Source organism: Nitrospira sp. Ecomares 2.1, assembly GCF_965152585.1.
In genome coordinates this window covers 1,954,704-1,972,057 of sequence record NZ_OZ224219.1, presented here as the reverse complement: position 1 = coordinate 1,972,057, position 17,354 = coordinate 1,954,704, and the positions used below count along the sequence as shown (strand labels likewise).

The 17,354-nt window shown below is 50.1% G+C and carries 15 protein-coding genes; 1 reads left to right on the top strand and 14 read right to left on the bottom strand.

The genetic code is table 11. The features are described 5' to 3' along the window. From ACWHYD_RS08600 to ACWHYD_RS08545, 12 genes are all read right to left on the bottom strand, one after another. Nucleotides 1-213, bottom strand: a complete 213-nt coding sequence (locus tag ACWHYD_RS08600) for a ubiquitin-like protein UBact (RefSeq protein WP_447965488.1) — start codon at nt 211-213, stop codon at nt 1-3. A gap of 49 nt (nt 214-262) precedes the next feature. Next, on the bottom strand, nt 263-997 hold the full coding sequence (locus tag ACWHYD_RS08595) for a class I SAM-dependent methyltransferase (protein ID WP_447965487.1): 735 nt from the start codon (nt 995-997) through the stop codon (nt 263-265). A 230-nt stretch (nt 998-1,227) separates the two neighbouring features. Continuing rightward, entirely contained in the window at nt 1,228-2,751 is a 1,524-nt protein-coding gene (locus ACWHYD_RS08590) for a proteasome accessory factor PafA2 family protein (RefSeq protein ID WP_447965486.1), read from the bottom strand. Between the two features lie 57 nt (nt 2,752-2,808). Continuing rightward, a complete protein-coding gene (locus ACWHYD_RS08585; RefSeq protein ID WP_447965485.1) occupies nt 2,809-4,590 on the bottom strand; it encodes an AAA family ATPase in 1,782 nt (593 codons plus the stop codon). A 200-nt stretch (nt 4,591-4,790) separates the two neighbouring features. After that, nucleotides 4,791-5,123 (bottom strand): RNA recognition motif domain-containing protein, encoded by a 333-nt coding sequence (locus tag ACWHYD_RS08580; RefSeq protein ID WP_342346768.1) that lies wholly within the window; start codon nt 5,121-5,123, stop codon nt 4,791-4,793. Nucleotides 5,124-5,404: 281 nt separating this feature from the next. Then, complete coding sequence (gene clpX / locus ACWHYD_RS08575; protein WP_447965484.1) at nt 5,405-6,685, bottom strand: ATP-dependent Clp protease ATP-binding subunit ClpX; 1,281 nt, start codon at nt 6,683-6,685, stop codon at nt 5,405-5,407. A 112-nt stretch (nt 6,686-6,797) separates the two neighbouring features. Continuing rightward, nucleotides 6,798-7,892 (bottom strand): WD40/YVTN/BNR-like repeat-containing protein, encoded by a 1,095-nt coding sequence (locus ACWHYD_RS08570; protein WP_447965483.1) that lies wholly within the window; start codon nt 7,890-7,892, stop codon nt 6,798-6,800. Nucleotides 7,893-7,909: 17 nt separating this feature from the next. Next, on the bottom strand, nt 7,910-8,803 hold the full coding sequence (locus tag ACWHYD_RS08565; protein WP_447965482.1) for a M48 family metallopeptidase: 894 nt from the start codon (nt 8,801-8,803) through the stop codon (nt 7,910-7,912). A gap of 96 nt (nt 8,804-8,899) precedes the next feature. Continuing rightward, nucleotides 8,900-10,387, bottom strand: coding sequence for a M16 family metallopeptidase (locus ACWHYD_RS08560; RefSeq protein WP_447965481.1), 1,488 nt, complete (start codon nt 10,385-10,387; stop codon nt 8,900-8,902). Continuing rightward, entirely contained in the window at nt 10,384-11,943 is a 1,560-nt protein-coding gene (locus tag ACWHYD_RS08555; RefSeq protein ID WP_447965480.1) for a M16 family metallopeptidase, read from the bottom strand. Before ACWHYD_RS08555 ends, ACWHYD_RS08560 begins: the two co-directional genes overlap by 4 nt. Nucleotides 11,944-12,245: 302 nt before the next feature. Then, entirely contained in the window at nt 12,246-13,352 is a 1,107-nt protein-coding gene (locus tag ACWHYD_RS08550; RefSeq protein WP_447965479.1) for a mandelate racemase/muconate lactonizing enzyme family protein, read from the bottom strand. Nucleotides 13,353-13,425: 73 nt separating this feature from the next. Then, the gene (locus tag ACWHYD_RS08545; protein WP_447965478.1) at nt 13,426-14,070 is read right to left on the bottom strand and encodes a sulfite oxidase-like oxidoreductase; all 645 of its coding nucleotides are present in this window, start codon (nt 14,068-14,070) and stop codon (nt 13,426-13,428) included. 398 nt (nt 14,071-14,468) lie between these two features. Between ACWHYD_RS08545 and ACWHYD_RS08540 the strand changes: the two genes are divergently transcribed. Next, on the top strand, nt 14,469-15,008 hold the full coding sequence (locus ACWHYD_RS08540; RefSeq protein WP_447965477.1) for an FKBP-type peptidyl-prolyl cis-trans isomerase: 540 nt from the start codon (nt 14,469-14,471) through the stop codon (nt 15,006-15,008). Between the two features lie 103 nt (nt 15,009-15,111). Here the strand turns inward: ACWHYD_RS08540 and smbP are convergent, their stop codons facing one another. Next, on the bottom strand, nt 15,112-15,513 hold the full coding sequence (gene smbP, locus ACWHYD_RS08535) for a small metal-binding protein SmbP (RefSeq protein ID WP_447965476.1): 402 nt from the start codon (nt 15,511-15,513) through the stop codon (nt 15,112-15,114). A 564-nt stretch (nt 15,514-16,077) separates the two neighbouring features. Beyond that, nucleotides 16,078-17,349 (bottom strand): DEAD/DEAH box helicase, encoded by a 1,272-nt coding sequence (locus tag ACWHYD_RS08530; protein WP_447965475.1) that lies wholly within the window; start codon nt 17,347-17,349, stop codon nt 16,078-16,080. Between the last annotated feature and the right edge of the window lie 5 nt (nt 17,350-17,354).

The following is a 17,354-nucleotide window of genomic DNA, read 5'->3' as shown; positions in this document are numbered from 1 at the left end:
TTATTCCCCGGTCCGTTGGCGATATTTTTCCGCCTGCTTGGGATCCACCTTGCGCATGCGCTTCATGAGATTATCACGGGAAGGAGAATCAGTTTCCGGCTTTTTAGGACCTGATTCCTGATCACCAGGTCCAGATGGCTTTGAGAGTGGATCGATTGGCTGCTCTTTTCGTTCAAGCCCTCCGGTTTGGATATATGCATATGTGCTTTCCATAAATCTCATCCTCCACATGAACTTTTCATGCTTTCCAGAACAACATACATTAAACTTTACGTAAATACATACCTGTTTGAAAATTCCCACCATAAACAGGATAGCAGGACATAATGACCTCTAATCCTAGCTTCATTAACAACTCATCAATCCAACTGGGGTTGTAGCAAACGGCAGTTAAATTATTATTATCTTGCTTCCCACCGTTAGCAGGTAAATCACTATTCTCCAAAAAAATATAATTTGGCGTAAATTCCGGATTGCGCTTTGCCTCATATCGACTAAAACAGGTAAAAAAGGCAAAACCATTTCTTACCAATTTGTCAGAAATAAGGTTCATATACATTTCAAAATCTTTAATGTCCAAATGGGAAAAAACGCTCCATGCCCAAACCAAATCATATGAATCATCTAAAAAGTCAAAAACGGGTTCTTTTGTCGAAGCATTTGGGCTGTACATTTTATTCATATAATCAATATGGTTAAATGTGAACCGGTTATCCGACTGAAAGAACGCAATGTTTTCATTAATGTCATTACGATCCACATCAAAACCAGAATATTCGAACTCGACATTGATATGTGAATCTTCAGCCAATTTTCTTGGTATGCGCCCCTTCCCACATCCAACATCAAGTATTTTTATCTTTTTTCTCTGAAGATCCTGAATGAGTGCGGTGAACCGTTGATACTCGTATACTTTTTTTTCATCAGAAAGCCAGAACCCACCATCAGTGAGTCTAACAACTCTATTTCTTTCAAGGAAGTTAAAGGAGTTAGGCATGACTCCCTTATTGGTTCTTAGATCAACTAACAATTCTCAAAATTCCCTTTTTCATCCGGTGAAGTTCGGGGACGACTTTCCCCCGCTATCAGTAGGTTCGCTAGAAAGATTACCAACCAATTCATGGAGGTATTATTCCTAACCGGGAGTATAAATCACTCCAAATTTTTGCTAAATATTCTGCTAAGGTGAAGTGAAATATCCAAAAATTAGAATAATCCCACCTAAAGTTACTGCTCCCCTGTCAGAGCTTTCATCATATCCAATGGAGTCGCGGCATATTCAATTACAGACCGACAGCGAGCCACTGACACCGGCTCAAGGTGATCCTGCAGATCAAGATGCAGTCCCCCATTTTGGCCACGAAAATGAACCCCTTCCCATTGTATCGACGCAATGTCTTTTTCAAATCGTTGGACACACAATCCACGGAGCCCCCCACGCGTATCGAGTGGTCCATGCTTCATGGCTTTCTGAATCTCTTGTTCCTGACATAGCGGGGTTGTTCGACCTTCGGATTCCAACCCGAAGAACAGGCCGCGATCAGGATCCAGATTATGATATTCCAGATCCAGACTGGCAAGCCAAGGGTCGTCCCAGCCGACGGCCTCGGCCTGGCTAAAGGTTTCGAGTAACCACCATTTTGTCACCCAATCGATTTTCCCCACAAGCTGCAATCGATCCCGCTCGAGAAGGTCTAACACATGCTCCCATTCGCAAAGAATCCAGGTCGTCTCTTCATCCATTTCGATGAAGAACTTTCTGGCCAAATTTAGATATTCCCGTTGAATATCCAGCCCAGAAATCATGCCGCCAGTTTTCCGCTTCACAAGCGTGTTCAATTCAAAATCCAGCGACAGCGCCTGAATCGCCTGCACCGGGGAGTCTAATTCACAGGGCGGCACGAGCCCACCCGCAATCATATCTAACACCACCCGTGTCGTACCTATCTTCAAGGCGGTGGCATACTCACACATATTCGCATCGCCCACGATGAGATGGAGACGTCGATAGCGCTCGCGATTCGCATGGGGTTCGTCTCGTGTATTAAGAATGGGGCGGTTGTGCATGGTATCCACCCCCAACTCGGTCTCCATAAAATCTGCGCGTTGGGACAATTGAAACCCGCCGGGCACAAACCCGCGCTCTTGCGCTTCACGACCGACCTTGCCTGCCCCGGCAATCAATTGTCGGCTAACCAGGAAAGGCATGAGCCCGCGAGCCAAATTCTCGAAATTGAGTGTGCGCGAGACCAAATAATTATCATGGCAACCATAACTATGCCCATGAAAATCCGTGTTGTTTTTATACAGCTGGACCATCGGTCCGCCAAGGACCTTGTTTCGGCGTTGTGCCGCCATCCAAAGGATTCGTTCGCCAGCCCGGTCATGCGCGACCATATCCTTAAGAGACCGGCATTCCGGCGTGGAATATTCCGGATGAGTATGGTCATTATAAAATCGTGCGCCATTGGGGAGGACAAGGTCACTTTTCATTTCATGGAAGGAAAAAGGCCGATGGGCATCCTGCTCCGCAAACAGGTCCTCTTCTTTATCCTGAGCTAACTCGGTGACACGAAACCCCCGTTGATCCTCATGGGGATGTTCGCCCTGATAATCCCAACGGCGGGTAAAATGTCCGTCAAGATAGGCCCTCACCAACTCCATGGATTCCACCACAGGATCCGCGGTCTCGACATCTTCCCTCGCAATCCCATACTCGGTCTCAATGCCAAACAGGCGAATCGGGTTCATATCTTCCGATCTTTCAACTGAGAATGTCCCATTTGAGAGCTTGTTAGAAAGGGAGGTTTAAACAATTTGAGAGGTCCGATGTTCTTCTCCGTCTTTTCCAGGCTGAAGGGACGACACTCCAACAACCTGGTCTGGATGGTAATCCAAGAGTTTTAACCATTCCTCAGCTGAATCATCAGGGGGAAAAATTTCACTCTCCTTGAATTCTTCATTGGTGGCAATGAGTAAATCATCGAGGGTCAGCCCCGATGGTTCTTGGTCACCCGCTTGAATCGCCCGTTCAATGGCCCGTTCTTTGGCACGCCGGACGATTCCCGCCAACACCGCTCCACTCAATAAATCCCGCCGGTAGAGAATTTCCCGCCGGCCGTTACGCAACCGGATAGCCAGCACGCGATTCTCCTGGCTCCGCTGAAAGAGATTCTCTAACAGTCCGTCGATGATACGCGAAACCGGAGTCCCATCATCTTCTCCGCCCCCGGCAGATTTCTTCGTGTCGTAAGGAAGATCAGCGGTCAAATAGACACGCAAAATTTCCCCAACATCGTTTCTTCCAGGTCGGCCAACTTTGATTTTTCGATCGATTCTTCCAGGTCGAAGCACCGCCGGATCAATCATATCCGGACGATTCGAGGCCAAAATCACGACCACCTGAGAAAGGCTTTCAATCCCGTCGAGTTCAGCGCAAAACATCGGAACCAGCGTGTTGGAGACATTGTAGGATCGCACTGCCCGTCTCGTCCCTAAAATAGATTCGGCTTCATCGATAAAAATAAACGGTAACTTTCCGGCCAGTCGTTGTTGGCGAGCTTGGAGAAATAAATCCCGGATGATTCGTTCCGATTCCCCGACCCACATATTCAAAACTTCAGGACCTTTGACATGCAGAAACACGCCACCTTCAATCGGCGGAAGTTGCGAGAGAGAATCCTGTCCCTGGGTTCCTACATGAGGCGTGGGCGTTTCACGTTCTTGCGCTAAGATTTGTCCAAGGCTCGCAGCCGTAGCCTGGCCGATCAGCGTTTTTCCGCAGCCGGGTGGGCCATAAAGTAGGAAACCCTTGGGTTGCTGGAATTGATAACGGGAGAACAACCCTTCATGCAGGAGCGGATATTCTATTGACCGGCGAATGGCCCCAATGGCTTCCTGCTGGCCACCAATATGCTCCCACCGCACAGTTGGTAACTCCGCTAAAAGATGCGATTGGCCTTGTGAATTTTCTAAACGTTCAATGGCAATTTTGTGAGTCGGGTCCAATCGAACCTCATCGCCAACCTTCAGGTCCGCACTTGCAAGCTCCTCGGCCCGTTGAATGAGAATGCCTTGTCTGCCGACCTCTTGATCAATTCGAAGACGGCCATCGCCTAAAATCTCTCGAACTTTCACAATTGGACCACTCCGATCATACCCAAGAGACCGGATGACGACATATGCCTCATTCACTAAAATCTGATGTCCAACCTTTAAGCCATCTCGCTCGAGCCTGGGATCGACATTGGCATAGTATTCCGCCCCACCAACCATAATTCTGGCTACGCCATCATCAGGCTGACCCAACAACGTCCCGATTCGATTTGCCGGGGCCGTCAGCTTTTCAAGCACCCCCTGGAGTTTTTTCATGTCGGCTTCCTGTTGTTGAGAAGCCGTCGTTTGTTCAACAAGCCGGTGTCGAAGTTGATAGAGCAAGGGAATGCGTTGATCCCCTTCCGGCAATGATGCCAAACATTGGTCAATGAGTGCTAACGGCGAAATTCCCGACTGACGGGAGGATTTTGAAAATGAGGAACCACCTGACGGAGAAGAATCCTTGGGGGAAGAAAATTCTGAAGAATCGCTCATCGTATATATCTTTCCATTCTATTTCAGTTGGAAGATGAAAGCCGTGATGCACATTAAACCGTTGCCGAGTCATCTTGTCCGGCAGTTGTCAAATCATTCTACAATGTTTCCTGGCCATTACCCAAGGTATAAAAAAAGCAGAGGATCCAATACCGGATCCCCTGCTTCTATTAAAGTGTAACCTTTAGTGACTTAGTGCGTTACCAACGGTCTCCACCGCCACCACGGTTTCCTCCGCCGCCACGATTTCCGCCACCACCGCCACCACCAAATCCCGTTCGTGGCGCTTGAGGCTTCGCTTCATTGACCGTCAGGGTACGCCCTCCCATTTCGGTCCCATTCAGCGCCTCGATCGCGGCCTTGGCTTCAGCATCCGAGGCCATTTCCACAAAACCAAATCCCCGAGACTGCCCGGTGTATTTGTCCGTAATAATTTTAGCCGACGTCACGGCGCCGTGCTGCCCAAAAAGGTCAGCCAATTCCTGCTCTGCCGTGGAATACGGCAAGCCACCCACATAGATCTTTGAACCCATCGGGGTCCCTCCTTCTAAATGCGATATTGTTTTGCATGGTTCGAAGAGAAGAGAAGGGAAGGAACGGCCCGAGAACGCAAACCAGATGGCGACTTAGGACTAACTTCCAATCAGACTCCTTGCGGATTCCTTGGCAAAACAACATCAGTGATGGGCCCGTCACTCAAACATTCACCACGTGGCCCGAATGTCGTGATGAATTTCTTTTGATAAGCATAAGTCAGAATGGGAAAGAATGCAACAGACCCCAGGCGAGAAACAACTATTGAAGAGCATTATTTTCAGGAAATTAATTGGGGAACACCCTTGCCATCAATCGCCTCTTCAGTGATTACCACTCGCTTAATATCTTTCAGGGCTGGAACATCATACATCAAATCCAGCATCACTTCCTCCAGAATGGAACGCAATCCTCTGGCTCCAGTTTTCATAGACGAGGCCCTTGTGGCAATGGCCTGAACCGCCTCAGGGGTAAAATCCAACTGCACCCCATCTAATTGAAATAATGCTTGATATTGCTTCAGAAGAGCATTTTTCGGTTCCTGGAGAACCCGAACCATATCCTCCACTCGCAAATCATTCAGAGACGCCAGAATCGGGAATCTGCCCACAAATTCAGGGATGAGTCCATATTTTAAAAGATCCTCAGGCTTGAGTTTTCCCATTAATTGATCAGAGGTCAGTCCCTCACCATTAGCGGAAACTGCCCCAAAACCCATTCGCTTCTGATTGGTCCGTTGAGCAATAATATCCTCCACTCCGACAAACGCACCGCCACAAATAAAGAGAATATTGGAGGTATCCACCCTGAGGAATTCCTGCTCGGGATGTTTTCTGCCCCCCTTGGGAGGCACATTACATAACGTCCCTTCCACTAATTTCAGCAATGCTTGTTGGACACCTTCCCCGGACACATCCCGCGTAATAGATGCGCTTTCAGATTTCCGGCTAATCTTATCAATTTCATCGATGTAGATAATACCCACTTGGGCTCTGGCCATATTAAAATCGCACGACTGCAATAACTTCAAGACCACATTTTCGACGTCTTCTCCAACATATCCCGCCTCCGTCACCGTAGTGGCATCCGCGATGGCAAAGGGCACATGCAAAATTTTCGCTAAGGTTTTCGCCAGTAAGGTCTTACCGGTTCCCGTCGGCCCGATCAACATTACATTCCCTTTTTCCAATTCCACATCAGGCAGGTCTTTGCCGCTAAACACCCGTTTATAATGATTGTGGACGGCAACCGCCAGAACCTTTTTGGCACGGTCCTGTCCAATCACATACTGGTCAAGCACCGCTTTGATTTCAGGAGGTGTCGGCAAGGGACCCGCTGGCGGCTCTATGACGGAGGGACCTTCGTTATGGCCTGATAAAAACTTGGAACATTGTTGGATGCAATCTGCACAAATCAACACCGATCCTGGTGCCTGACATTGCGTACAAGCCAGTTTTGTCGGGGCCTGTATCAAATTCGTTGCTCCAGGTTTTGCCCGACCACAAAAGGAGCAGACCGCATCCGCACGATTTCGTCCTTGCTTCGAATCCCAAAAAGCCACAGCAGTTACCTTTCCTTACTCTTCGCCAGATATCAATCTAATCAGTGCGATCACTCACCCATGAAATGATGATCTTAATCTTCAAGAGGAAGGATATCAAATCATCTCCCTTTCAGGATAAACCTCCCAGGGATTCCTCCACAACCAGCGGCACAGCCTTCCATGACAATCCACGGTCCACCGTCCGAAAAAGTCCTTTTCCATTCGTGCCCACATAGAGTACATCGGAATCGACCGGGCTCATCGCTAAAGCTCGAATATTAACATTCGTCAAGCCCTCACTTCGAGCTTCCCAAGTTATTCCTCCATCTTCACTTCTAAAGACACCGTCACGATTGGTCACATACACGACATGGGGGTGGGTATGATCGAGAATGAGGTCACTCAACATTTGATCGGGGAGGATATCTCCAATGCGAGTCCAAACTTGCCCCCCATCCTTGGTGACGTATAATCCATTCAGAGTGGCAGTATACACGGTATCGGATTCACGAGGGTCAACCTTAATGCGAGTCACCCCCAGTGCCCTGGAAGATTTCAGGACGTCCGAGGCCACCAGCCCATTATTGACCATCCTCCAGCTTCGGGCACCATCAATGGATTTATAGACTCCCCCACTTGTTCCGGCATAGAGCGTTTGAGGCTGCCGGGGGTCGCAGTCAAGTGCCACCACCATGAGCACTTCTTTCATGCCCTCCATCCGCTTACTCCAGGTTTCTCCCCCATCGTCTGATTCAAACACCCCTAACGAGGTGGCGGCATAAACATGGGCACTGGAACCCGGAGCAAAGACCAATTGATGAACCACAGAAGAAATCGTCACATCATCCAATCCCGTCCGCCGTGACACCCATCGTTGGCCACCATCATAACTTTTATACACCGCGTCACCTTTAGTCCCGGCTACAATATTGGCTGGGAACAGGGGATCGATGGCCAGGGCAATGACGCGAGAATGGGTCATACCCGCAGACATGTTCTGCCAGGTCATCCCTTCATCACGGGATTTATAAATATAGTCATTGGTAGCGAGGTAAAGAATCTTGGAGTTTGTGGGATGAAGGGCGATTTCCACCACCGCCTCACTTTTCCCACAGCCGGCCAACATCATGCAGGCAACCACTGTTGGCCAAAATAAACCCGGCCTGACGATCATTCCGTACCTTGGATTACTTTTACCCGGCTTCTCAGGAAGAGGCCGCACCATAGAGACACCTTCCACAGCTAGTGACGGAGACGAGCCCCGTTTGGTTGTTGTGGAGGAGGTTGAGCAGGAGATGGCATAATGGGGGGGAGATTGCCCACAGGCGCTTTCGCAGCCTTTTCATACAGACCCATGGCTTCAGGCATCCATTTCGTGAGATCGGCAATCCGGGTTTCATGGGCTGGATGGGTGGATAAAAATTCCGGTGGAGCGCCATCAGAAGTCGCTGCCATCCGTTCCCAGATGTGAATCGCTTCCCGTGGGTCGTACCCCGCGTCGCCGGCAAGCAGGATGCCGATATAATCGGCTTCTGATTCGTGTTTTCGGCTAAACGGTAACAGCACTCCTGTCTGCACCCCAAGCCCCATCGCCTGCATGGCTAACGCGTTTAACGCCGGATTTTGACCTTGGGTCGAAAGTAAAATCGACGCTGTGGTCATTCCATATTGAGCCACCAGTCCCTGGCTCATCCGTTCACCTCCATGTTCCGCCAATGCATGAACCACTTCATGCCCCATAATGGCCGCTAATCCGGCCTCATTTTTGGCCATGGGGAAAATGCCGGTATAGACCGCAATTTTCCCCCCAGGCAAAGCCCAGGCATTTTTCATATTGTCATCTCTAATGACAGTCACTTCCCAATCAAATTCTTTCGCCACCTCCGCGTATTTAGAACGCTTGGCCGCCTCAATAATACGAGCCGCGACCCGTTTGACCGGCTCAATTTCTTTGGGATCTTTGGAAATAACGACTTTCGGGTCCTGCAACACTTCACTATACTGGGCAGCCCCCATCTGACTCATTTGCCCCGACGGCATCAGGAGGAGTTGAGAGCGATTCGTATAGGGATTGGTCTGGCAACCAGAGAGCAGAATACTCAGGAGCAGTGCACAGGATAAGCCCGTACGAACCATGATGGCCCTCCACAATATCGGCATCTCAGAACCTCTCTGAATTCAGCATAGATCCCAAAGAGGCATCCAGCTCCCGTTACATGCAGCGCGGACCATCTACATTCCGGCAGAAGGCTCTGGAATGCGAATGTCCAATTCTTGAATTTTCTCGTAACGAGCCAATGCCGGTTTTGTGCCTACACGAGGGCCCACCACCAAAATGGCAAACTCCTTAGGTCTCAAATGTTTGTGTGCAGCCATTCGGACTTCAGCCGTGGTGACCTTTTCTATGCCCTGGCGAAATTCTCTCAGCCAGGTTGAAGGGTACCCATAATATTCGTACGTCAGGTATTTACCAAGCACTTTCGTGGGAGAATCCACTGAAAAGACAAAGGAATTTAAAATGCTGGCTTTCGCGCTCGTCACTTCTTCATCCGTAGGAGGCTCAGCGACCATATTCCGAGCTTCCGCAATTAACGCATCAATTCCCTTCGCCGTCGTTTCTGTTTTCGTCGACATCGAAAGAATGGCCATGCCCGGATAGTCCCATTGTAACCCGACGCCCCCATGAACATCGTAGGCCAGCCCTTGCTTGGACCGGATGTTATAAAATAATCGGGCCCCAAATGACCCCGAAAGAATTTGATTGACGATCACCAATGGATAATAATCAGGATCGTCCCGACGAATACCCAGATGTCCCATAGCAATTTTGGCTTGGGTCATATCGTTTTTTTCAACATAAAATACACCAGCCGGAACGTTTGCCTGAATGCCAACCTGAGCATCCGATACCTCTGGGCCTTTGGGCCAATCACCAAAAATCGATTGAATGAGCGCCAACGTCTTTTCTCGTTCGAAATCGCCACTCACACCTAAAATGATGCGATTAGGATGAAAGTATGTCGAATGCCACCGGATCACATCCTCTCGCGTGATAGATCCCACGGAGGCGTAAGTCGGCTCCCATGTATATGGTGATTCTTTCCCATAAATTAACTTTTTAAATTCTCGTGACGTAATCTCATCGGGATCATCGTTCTGACGCGAAATCCCCGCCATCACCTGATTTTGAGCAATTTTTAACTTCTCAGGATCAAATACGGGAAACCGCAACACATCCCCGAATATCTTCAACACATCCGGAAAATCTTCAGTGAGAGAACCCATCGATGCGGTTCCCGACGAGTCCCCAATGTGTGTTTCAATCGCGGCGGCCTTCCCCTCCAAATACTCATCCAGCGCATCTCCGCTCAGAGTTTTTGTCCCCCCGGTGCGAAGCACGGTTCCCGTTAAGGAGGCCAACCCAACTTTTGCTTCAGGTTCCAACCGAGATCCTGTCCTGATCATGGCTGACACACCCACCAATGGTAACTCATGGTCTTCCATCAGCAATACCACCAGTCCATTATCCAGAACCACGCGTTCAGGTTCAGGAATGACCAGTTCGGGTAAGGGTGGAAAATGCAACTCCTCGACTTTAGTCACCTGCGCTTGCACCCAAACGGGTACACAAAACATGACGAAGACGACCAATCCCGCGCTCAGGATTGACCATCGGCCTACTCCACACACCGCAGACTGCTGAGACATGATGCGATTCATGATTGACCCTCCCCGGAAGTGACTGCTTGAGGACTATCAGCAGGAGGAACCGTTTCAATCATGCCCACGATTCGGTTCGTGGATTGAAACATTGTGTTGGCGACCCGACGAATTTCGCTCTTGGTCACCTGATCCAACCGATCGATGGACCGGAATAACTCGCGCCAATCGCCAAACAACATCTGATAATCAGTCAGGTACATCGCCATGCCGAGGTTATTATTCAAGGCCCTGACTAGCCCGGCTTTCGTTCTGGTGCGAAATCGAGCCAACTCCTCATCGGAGACGTCCTGGGTTTTAAGCCGGTCAAACTCTTCTCGTAAGGCCTGTTGCACGGCCTGATTTGTCACGCCCCGGCCAGGAACAGCATAGGCCATCCACACATGCGGGTATTTGTCACCTGGATATTCCCCATAGGCTCCGACCGAAACCGCAATGCGTTTGTCCCGTATCAGCGATCGATACAACCGGGACGTCCTCCCATTCGTCAAAATATCGTCGATCGCATCGTACACCGGTTGATCAGTATGAGTTACAGGGGGTTTATGATACCCCTCGACATATAACGGTTGGGAAGGATCCTGCAGTTTCACAATTTTTTCGGCGATGGACGGAGGCTCAACGATTCGAAGCGGAGGGGGCGAGGGAGCAGCGGGAATTCGATTGAAATATTTTTCAAGAATCGGAATGACCGTCTCCGCTTTCACATCCCCGACGATCGCCGTTACTAAATTTGTAGGCACATACTGCGCCTCATAAAACTTCTTCGCGTCGGTCATCGTGTAGGATTGGATGTCGCTGGCAAAGCCAATCACCGGATGATGATACGGGTGAGCCATATAGGCCGTCGCGACAAACTGTTCGAGCAACCGGCCGAAGGGTTGGCTTTCCGTCCGCATTCGACGCTCTTCCATGACCACGTCCCGTTCCTCATAAAACTCTCGAAAGACCGGGTGCAGAAAGCGCTCAGACTCCAGATAGGCAAACAGTTCAACCTTATTGGCCGGTAGAGCATAAAAATACCCGGTCACATCAGCACCGGTGAACGCGTTTAAGGCGACCCCACCCTCTCGTTCAATGATATCGCCGAACTCATTTTTCACCACATAGGCAGAGGCCTCTTGTTGTCGTTTTTTAAAAACCGCATACAGGCGATCCACCCTCTCCGGGTCAGGATCGGAAGAAAATTTCTCCGTTTGATAAGCCTGGTAGGCCTCTTCCAATGCCTCTAGCGCAATCTTTTCTGCGTCGTAATCGATTGTTCCAATGTGGGGTGTTCCTTTAAACGCCATATGTTCAAACATATGAGCCAGTCCCGTTTGCCCCATGATTTCCTGAGCCGATCCCACATTGACGCGCGTCATGAAGGCAAAGACAGGGGCCACTGGCCGTTCCACAATTATGAAGGTCCACCCGTTCTTTAACGTATGCTGGGTCACACGTTGTTCAAAGGAGGCCAGATCCTGACCAAACACGAACCCTCCGCTGACGAACCACGCCAGCCCCACAAGTCCGAGAGTCTTGCTCCATCCCATCATTCGGTTACCGATTCCCATTATTCACCATCCTGTTTAAGCAACGTATCTAATCTGACCATTAATTAATCCTACCCAGTAAATGAGAATTCTGGCAAGCAAGAAACGATTGAATGCGGAAACCGCATCTTAACAACACCTGCTCGTGTTATGACGGGATACCAATCTTGTCCTGAGACTTGCGGCAAAAAAGATTTGCCTTACCTAATTAAAAGAAAAGCTGTTGACAATGGGACCGCCGCCCGTGCGATAGAGATATTCGTGCACAACCCAGAAATGGTAACACTGAGTAATACTCTTGGCCTTTTAGCTCAACGCTCCTTTTATTCAACGACGATCACCGATGAGGGCTCATCTCTCATCTCCATCCCAAGCCCGGATTCTTCCCAGGGGTGCAATACGGGTCCCTCATATTGATACCCTCCTTGAATTGGATCCCCAGACAACAGTAGCGGCATATCAAGATCTAAAAATTCAAACCCTCCCAAGCCCAACACCAGACTCCAGGAGCAGCCCATCGCCACACGGCTTTCTACCATGCCACCAATCATGAGCCCGAGTCCTGAAGCCCGCGCCAACCCGGCAATATCCATAGACTCCACCACCCCGCATTTCGTAATCTTCAGATTCAGTACATCCACGGCGTTTCGTTCAATCAATCCTCTCGCATCCTCTACGGATCGAACCGATTCATCAGCGGCAAGAGGAATCGCTCCTTTCCGTCGCAAGGCCACGAATCCCTCAACATCCTCTCGGGCAACCGGTTGCTCGAATAACATCACAGGTAGATGCAATCGCTCTATTGCTCTTATACACTCACTTGCCTGCTCCAATGAAAAACCTTGATTCGCATCAAGGACCAGCTTCGAATCGGGACATGCGGCAGACACTGCCTCCATCCGCCGGATATCCTCATCCACCTCCAAGCCGACTTTCATTTTAAATACCCGGAATCCCCTGGCAAACCACGCTTGGGCGGTGCCTACCATCTGGTCGAGTGGTCCAATTGGCAACGTAACATCGGTCTCCTGTCGTCGCACATCCGCCCCTCCCCAAAGTCCCCACAAGGGAATACTCATGCCACGGCACAATGCATCAAGGAGGGCCGTTTCAAGGCCACATCGCACGGCAGGAGTCCGGCGGGCCACCTCACGAAGCTGCTGTGCTAATTTTCTGAAATGAGTGACAGATTGTCCCAGGCATTCGCTGGCTGCAAGAGGAAAGACTCGAAGGCAACCCGCCTGATCCTCTCCTGAAATATCAGGAAAGGGTGCCATTTCCCCAAAACCGTACGCCCCGTTTCGAAGCGTGACGCGGACAAAGACATTGTGAGCCACCGTCATGGCCCCTGATGCCACGACAAAGGGTGCCAGGAGCGGCAAGGCGATTGGCCACGCTTCAATTTTGGTAATACAGAAAGGATCACGCACGGGCATAACTACATGAAGAGTCCACAGAAGAGAAAATGAGACGCGCTCTACCACGGTTTCCCGTCACGGCATTTCAACCATACCGATCATCATTCCAGGGAAGAGCGGTATTGGAATACCCGCGCACTTCCCAGAATCCCCGCTCATCTCGTTCGGAAAACGTAATTTTTTTGACCCACTTTGCGCCTTTCCATCCATAAAGCTTGGGAATGATCACGCGTACCGGGCCACCATGATCCCTGGTTAATGGCCTCCCGCTCCAATGAGTTGCCAGAAGCACATCATCATCATTGCAAACCTTAAGAGTCACATTGGTCGTATATTCATCAAAGGCTTCGAATAACACATACTTCGCCTCGGGCAAGGGACGAACCAATTCCAACAGATGTTGAAATTTCACACCTCCCCACTCATTATCCAACATGCTCCAGGACGTCACACAGTGAAAATCAGCAGTCAACTGCACTTGGGGCTGTCGTTGAAAGGCCTCCCAATCCCAGGTCAACGGATTGGCCACGCATCCATCAATACTTAAGGCCCATTCCGCCAGCACGATCTCCGGCTTACAGCCTAAATCAAGGACTGGAAAATTATTCACCACATGTTGCCCGGGCGGAACACGCTCATCTTGAGGTTCATCCACCTCCCGACAGGAAAATTCCCGCCGATGTTGGGCAACCTGTTGCTTCGCTTTTACCATCCGTTCGTTGGGTTCCATTTTTGGCCTTTCCTCCTCGGGTCCAGGAGAGCAGTCTAAAGGAAGCGAAACATCCTTCCCGTAATCAAAATCTCACAGCAAAACACTGTTCCGCTTAGTATAGCGAGGTTGCCAGGCCAGGAATAGTCGAAGAAGGAGGGCCAGCCTACCCTGAACCATCGGCCTCTCTAGTCTTCACCGGATTACAAATTTGAAGGTTTTCAAGAATCCCAGGCATCTTTTCATCAAGCAGCAGAATATTTCCTGATCACATAGCCAAGAAAAAATATTTCTGATAGATTATTGCATTCGTTCACCAACAGTCTGGAAGCAAACGGTTGTTCCCCATCTCGTTTTAAACCGCCCCCATTTCCAGCCAACTGTTATATCAGCAATATTTTTTGCGGAGGATCAGTTTCATGGCACTGCATGTATTGGCTCGGATTGTCTGTAGCTTCTTGCTGGTGGCCTCGGCAATGGCCACATCTGCACAGGCGGATTCACAAGAGGGAGGCTCACCCATGACCGTTTCCGAAGGAAAGTCCGTCTCAATGGAGTATACCTTGACGTTGGAGAACAAAGAGGTGCTTGACACCAACGTGGGGGGAGAACCTTTGACGTTTACTCAGGGATCCCACCAAATCATTCCTGGACTGGAAACAGCCCTGGATGGCATGAAGGCGGGCGAGAGTAAGCAGGTGACGGTTGCCCCGGAAGAGGGATATGGGCCTATCAACCCTCAGGCCGTCCAGGAAGTCCCCATTGATCAAATTCCGACTGATGCACGAAAAGTCGGAGTAAAATTACAAGGAAAAGATGGCCAAGGGCGAATGGTCACCCCGACCGTGACGGAAGTGAAAGAACAAGTGGTCGTCTTAGACTTCAATCATCCCTTAGCGGGAAAAACACTCTACTTTGACGTGAAAATATTGGACGTCAAAACTGCCGCTGCCCCATAAAATTAAGGGAATATTTCAACCAAGAACCCCGCCACTTCAGGCGGGGTTCTTGGTTCCCCGACACATCATCACTTCCACCCGAAACATCTTGCAGAAAGCCCTTTCAATAATACCCCGAAGAGGGCACCATTTCATTGCTTTCTGTTGAGGGTGTCATTCCATTAATTTGGTTTAAATGTATCACCGCAGATTTGGCATGACCGGTAGCCACATCAGCATGCCCGGCTTCACCATGGGCAATGGCCTCCCCTAACTCGGCAATGGCCGCATCAAGGTGAGGATTATTCATGTCTTTTTTAGCGGCCTGCGCATGTTGAAGGGAAGCTTCCGCATGCGTCACAACCACATCGGCATGCCCCATACCACCATGATCGACAGCTTCCTGTGCATGCGTTAACGCTTCCGCCACATGTGGATTGACCGTACCCGTTGAATAGGAAGCACAACCCGCCATAAGCCCCATACACAAAAGAGCAATAGTGAGCCGAGGGATCCAGGATAGCATCGTCACTACCTCCTTTTATTGAAATAAAAAGACCTCCCCACCAGCGAATTCTAGTGCAAAATGCATAGCTTCGTCCTCATCTTTCAATCATCCAGGACACAGGCCCTTCTCAAACGGCAGGTTATCCGGCATGAAGAGCTTCGTCATTTCGATTGTGCGTGGAGCAGATGCCACACCGAAGAGCAGGTCGGTTGCGATGGTCACGAGAGGACCGACAAAAAGGCTTTACTCATCGACATAAACCGGCAATACCAGGGGTATGATCGTTAGCAGCGGTGCTTCCGCGATTGGCCGTTTCCCTTTTGGCCTTAAACCGCCACCGGCGCAGTGCGATGCAACTCCCCTGCACATTCCCATACAGAAAAGTGTAACGCAGGTCATTGTCGAATCAGCCAAAAACCCCATAAACAACCTGGGGTCACAACCTGGACTAAAATGAGAAAAAAAGAAAAGGGGAGAAATAGAGACAATTCAAAAACGATGAAGCCCGGATCATTCTGACCCGGGCTTCAAGAAAAAACCCGCGATGCCCTTTATGAAGATAAAGAGGCTGCGTGTGATGGTTTAGGAAGCTAAGGTAGATGGACGCGGTCGGCGACCAGCCGGTCGGTCATGCCGTGCCGGACTTCCCGATCGGGGAGCGCCGAAACCTCTACCACCGGAATTTGGCCGAGGCCCACGTCTCTCCTGTGCAACGGGCGGCATCGGCGGCCGGCTTCCTGGGGCACAGGGAACCGCCTTCCCCAGCAATTTTTCGATCATTCGTAATGAACGATTATCCTCACCGGTCACAAAACTGGTGGCCCAACCTTTGGTATTCTTACGCGCCGTCCGACCAATACGATGAATATAATCTTCAGGCACATGGGGCAAATCATAATTGATCACGTGTTGAATATCGTCCACGTCCAATCCTCGGGCCGCAATATCAGTCGCGACTAAGATTTCAAAACGTCCACGGCGAAACCCTTCCAGCGCCGCTCGACGTTGAGGAAGCCGTCGGCCGGCATGCAACACTGCAACGCGACAACCAACCTTTTCCAGGGTTTCCCCGATCCGGTCAGCGCGATGTTTGGTCCTGGTAAACACGAGGACCGATCCTTCTGTCTCCTTTAAAATAGAAAGCAGGAGGGATGTTTTGTCGGAATTGGCCGTGTGATGCACGGTATGAGTCACCCCTTCAGCCGGTGTGGCCGATTTCGCCACCAAGGCTTTAAACGGATCGTTGAGAGACATCCGCGCCAAATCCGCCAGGTTATTTGGCATCGTAGCCGAGAAGAGTAAGGTTTGCCGGGATTCCGGTAACGCCTCAATGATTTGATTGAGCTGAGGGGCAAACCCCATATCAAGCATCCGATCGGCTTCGTCCAGAACAACCATCTGAAGCTTGGCAAAGGAAACCGTTCCCTGCCACATATGGTCAAGCAGACGACCGGGCGTGGCCACAATGATATCCGGACGCTGCCGTAACCCACGGACCTGTGCATGCATATCAGCGCCACCCACCAGGGTGGTTGCAAAAATCCCGCGCACGCGCCCATACTTATCAACTGTTTCTTGAATTTGAAAAGCCAATTCCCTGGTTGGCGCTAAAATCATCGCCCGTGGGTGGCCCTTCGGACCATCTGCCAATCGTTCAATGATGGGAATGACAAAGGCGGCAGTCTTTCCGGTGCCGGTCTGGGCACAACCCAGCACATCCCGACCTTCCAAAGCCGGAGGAATGGCCTGGATTTGAATCGGAGTCGGTTCAGTTATTCCGAGTTTATTTAAAACCCCAACCAATGTAGCAGACACACCAAGCGCACCAAACTGTGACAACGCAGTTGCAGACATAAAAC

Bases quoted from the DNA above. Each gene is read 5' to 3' on its own strand.
- ACWHYD_RS08600 (WP_447965488.1), bottom strand. From the start codon at position 213: ATGGAAAGCACATATGCATATATCCAAACCGGAGGGCTTGAACGAAAA.
- ACWHYD_RS08595 (WP_447965487.1), bottom strand. From the start codon at position 997: ATGCCTAACTCCTTTAACTTCCTTGAAAGAAATAGAGTTGTTAGACTC.
- ACWHYD_RS08590 (WP_447965486.1), bottom strand. From the start codon at position 2,751: ATGAACCCGATTCGCCTGTTTGGCATTGAGACCGAGTATGGGATTGCG.
- ACWHYD_RS08585 (WP_447965485.1), bottom strand. From the start codon at position 4,590: ATGAGCGATTCTTCAGAATTTTCTTCCCCCAAGGATTCTTCTCCGTCA.
- ACWHYD_RS08580 (WP_342346768.1), bottom strand. From the start codon at position 5,123: ATGGGTTCAAAGATCTATGTGGGTGGCTTGCCGTATTCCACGGCAGAG.
- ACWHYD_RS08570 (WP_447965483.1), bottom strand. From the start codon at position 7,892: ATGGTGCGGCCTCTTCCTGAGAAGCCGGGTAAAAGTAATCCAAGGTAC.
- ACWHYD_RS08565 (WP_447965482.1), bottom strand. From the start codon at position 8,803: ATGGTTCGTACGGGCTTATCCTGTGCACTGCTCCTGAGTATTCTGCTC.
- ACWHYD_RS08560 (WP_447965481.1), bottom strand. From the start codon at position 10,387: ATGAATCGCATCATGTCTCAGCAGTCTGCGGTGTGTGGAGTAGGCCGA.
- ACWHYD_RS08555 (WP_447965480.1), bottom strand. From the start codon at position 11,943: ATGGGAATCGGTAACCGAATGATGGGATGGAGCAAGACTCTCGGACTT.
- ACWHYD_RS08545 (WP_447965478.1), bottom strand. From the start codon at position 14,070: ATGGAACCCAACGAACGGATGGTAAAAGCGAAGCAACAGGTTGCCCAA.
- ACWHYD_RS08540 (WP_447965477.1), top strand. From the start codon at position 14,469: ATGGCACTGCATGTATTGGCTCGGATTGTCTGTAGCTTCTTGCTGGTG.
- smbP (WP_447965476.1), bottom strand. From the start codon at position 15,513: ATGCTATCCTGGATCCCTCGGCTCACTATTGCTCTTTTGTGTATGGGG.
- ACWHYD_RS08530 (WP_447965475.1), bottom strand. From the start codon at position 17,349: ATGTCTGCAACTGCGTTGTCACAGTTTGGTGCGCTTGGTGTGTCTGCT.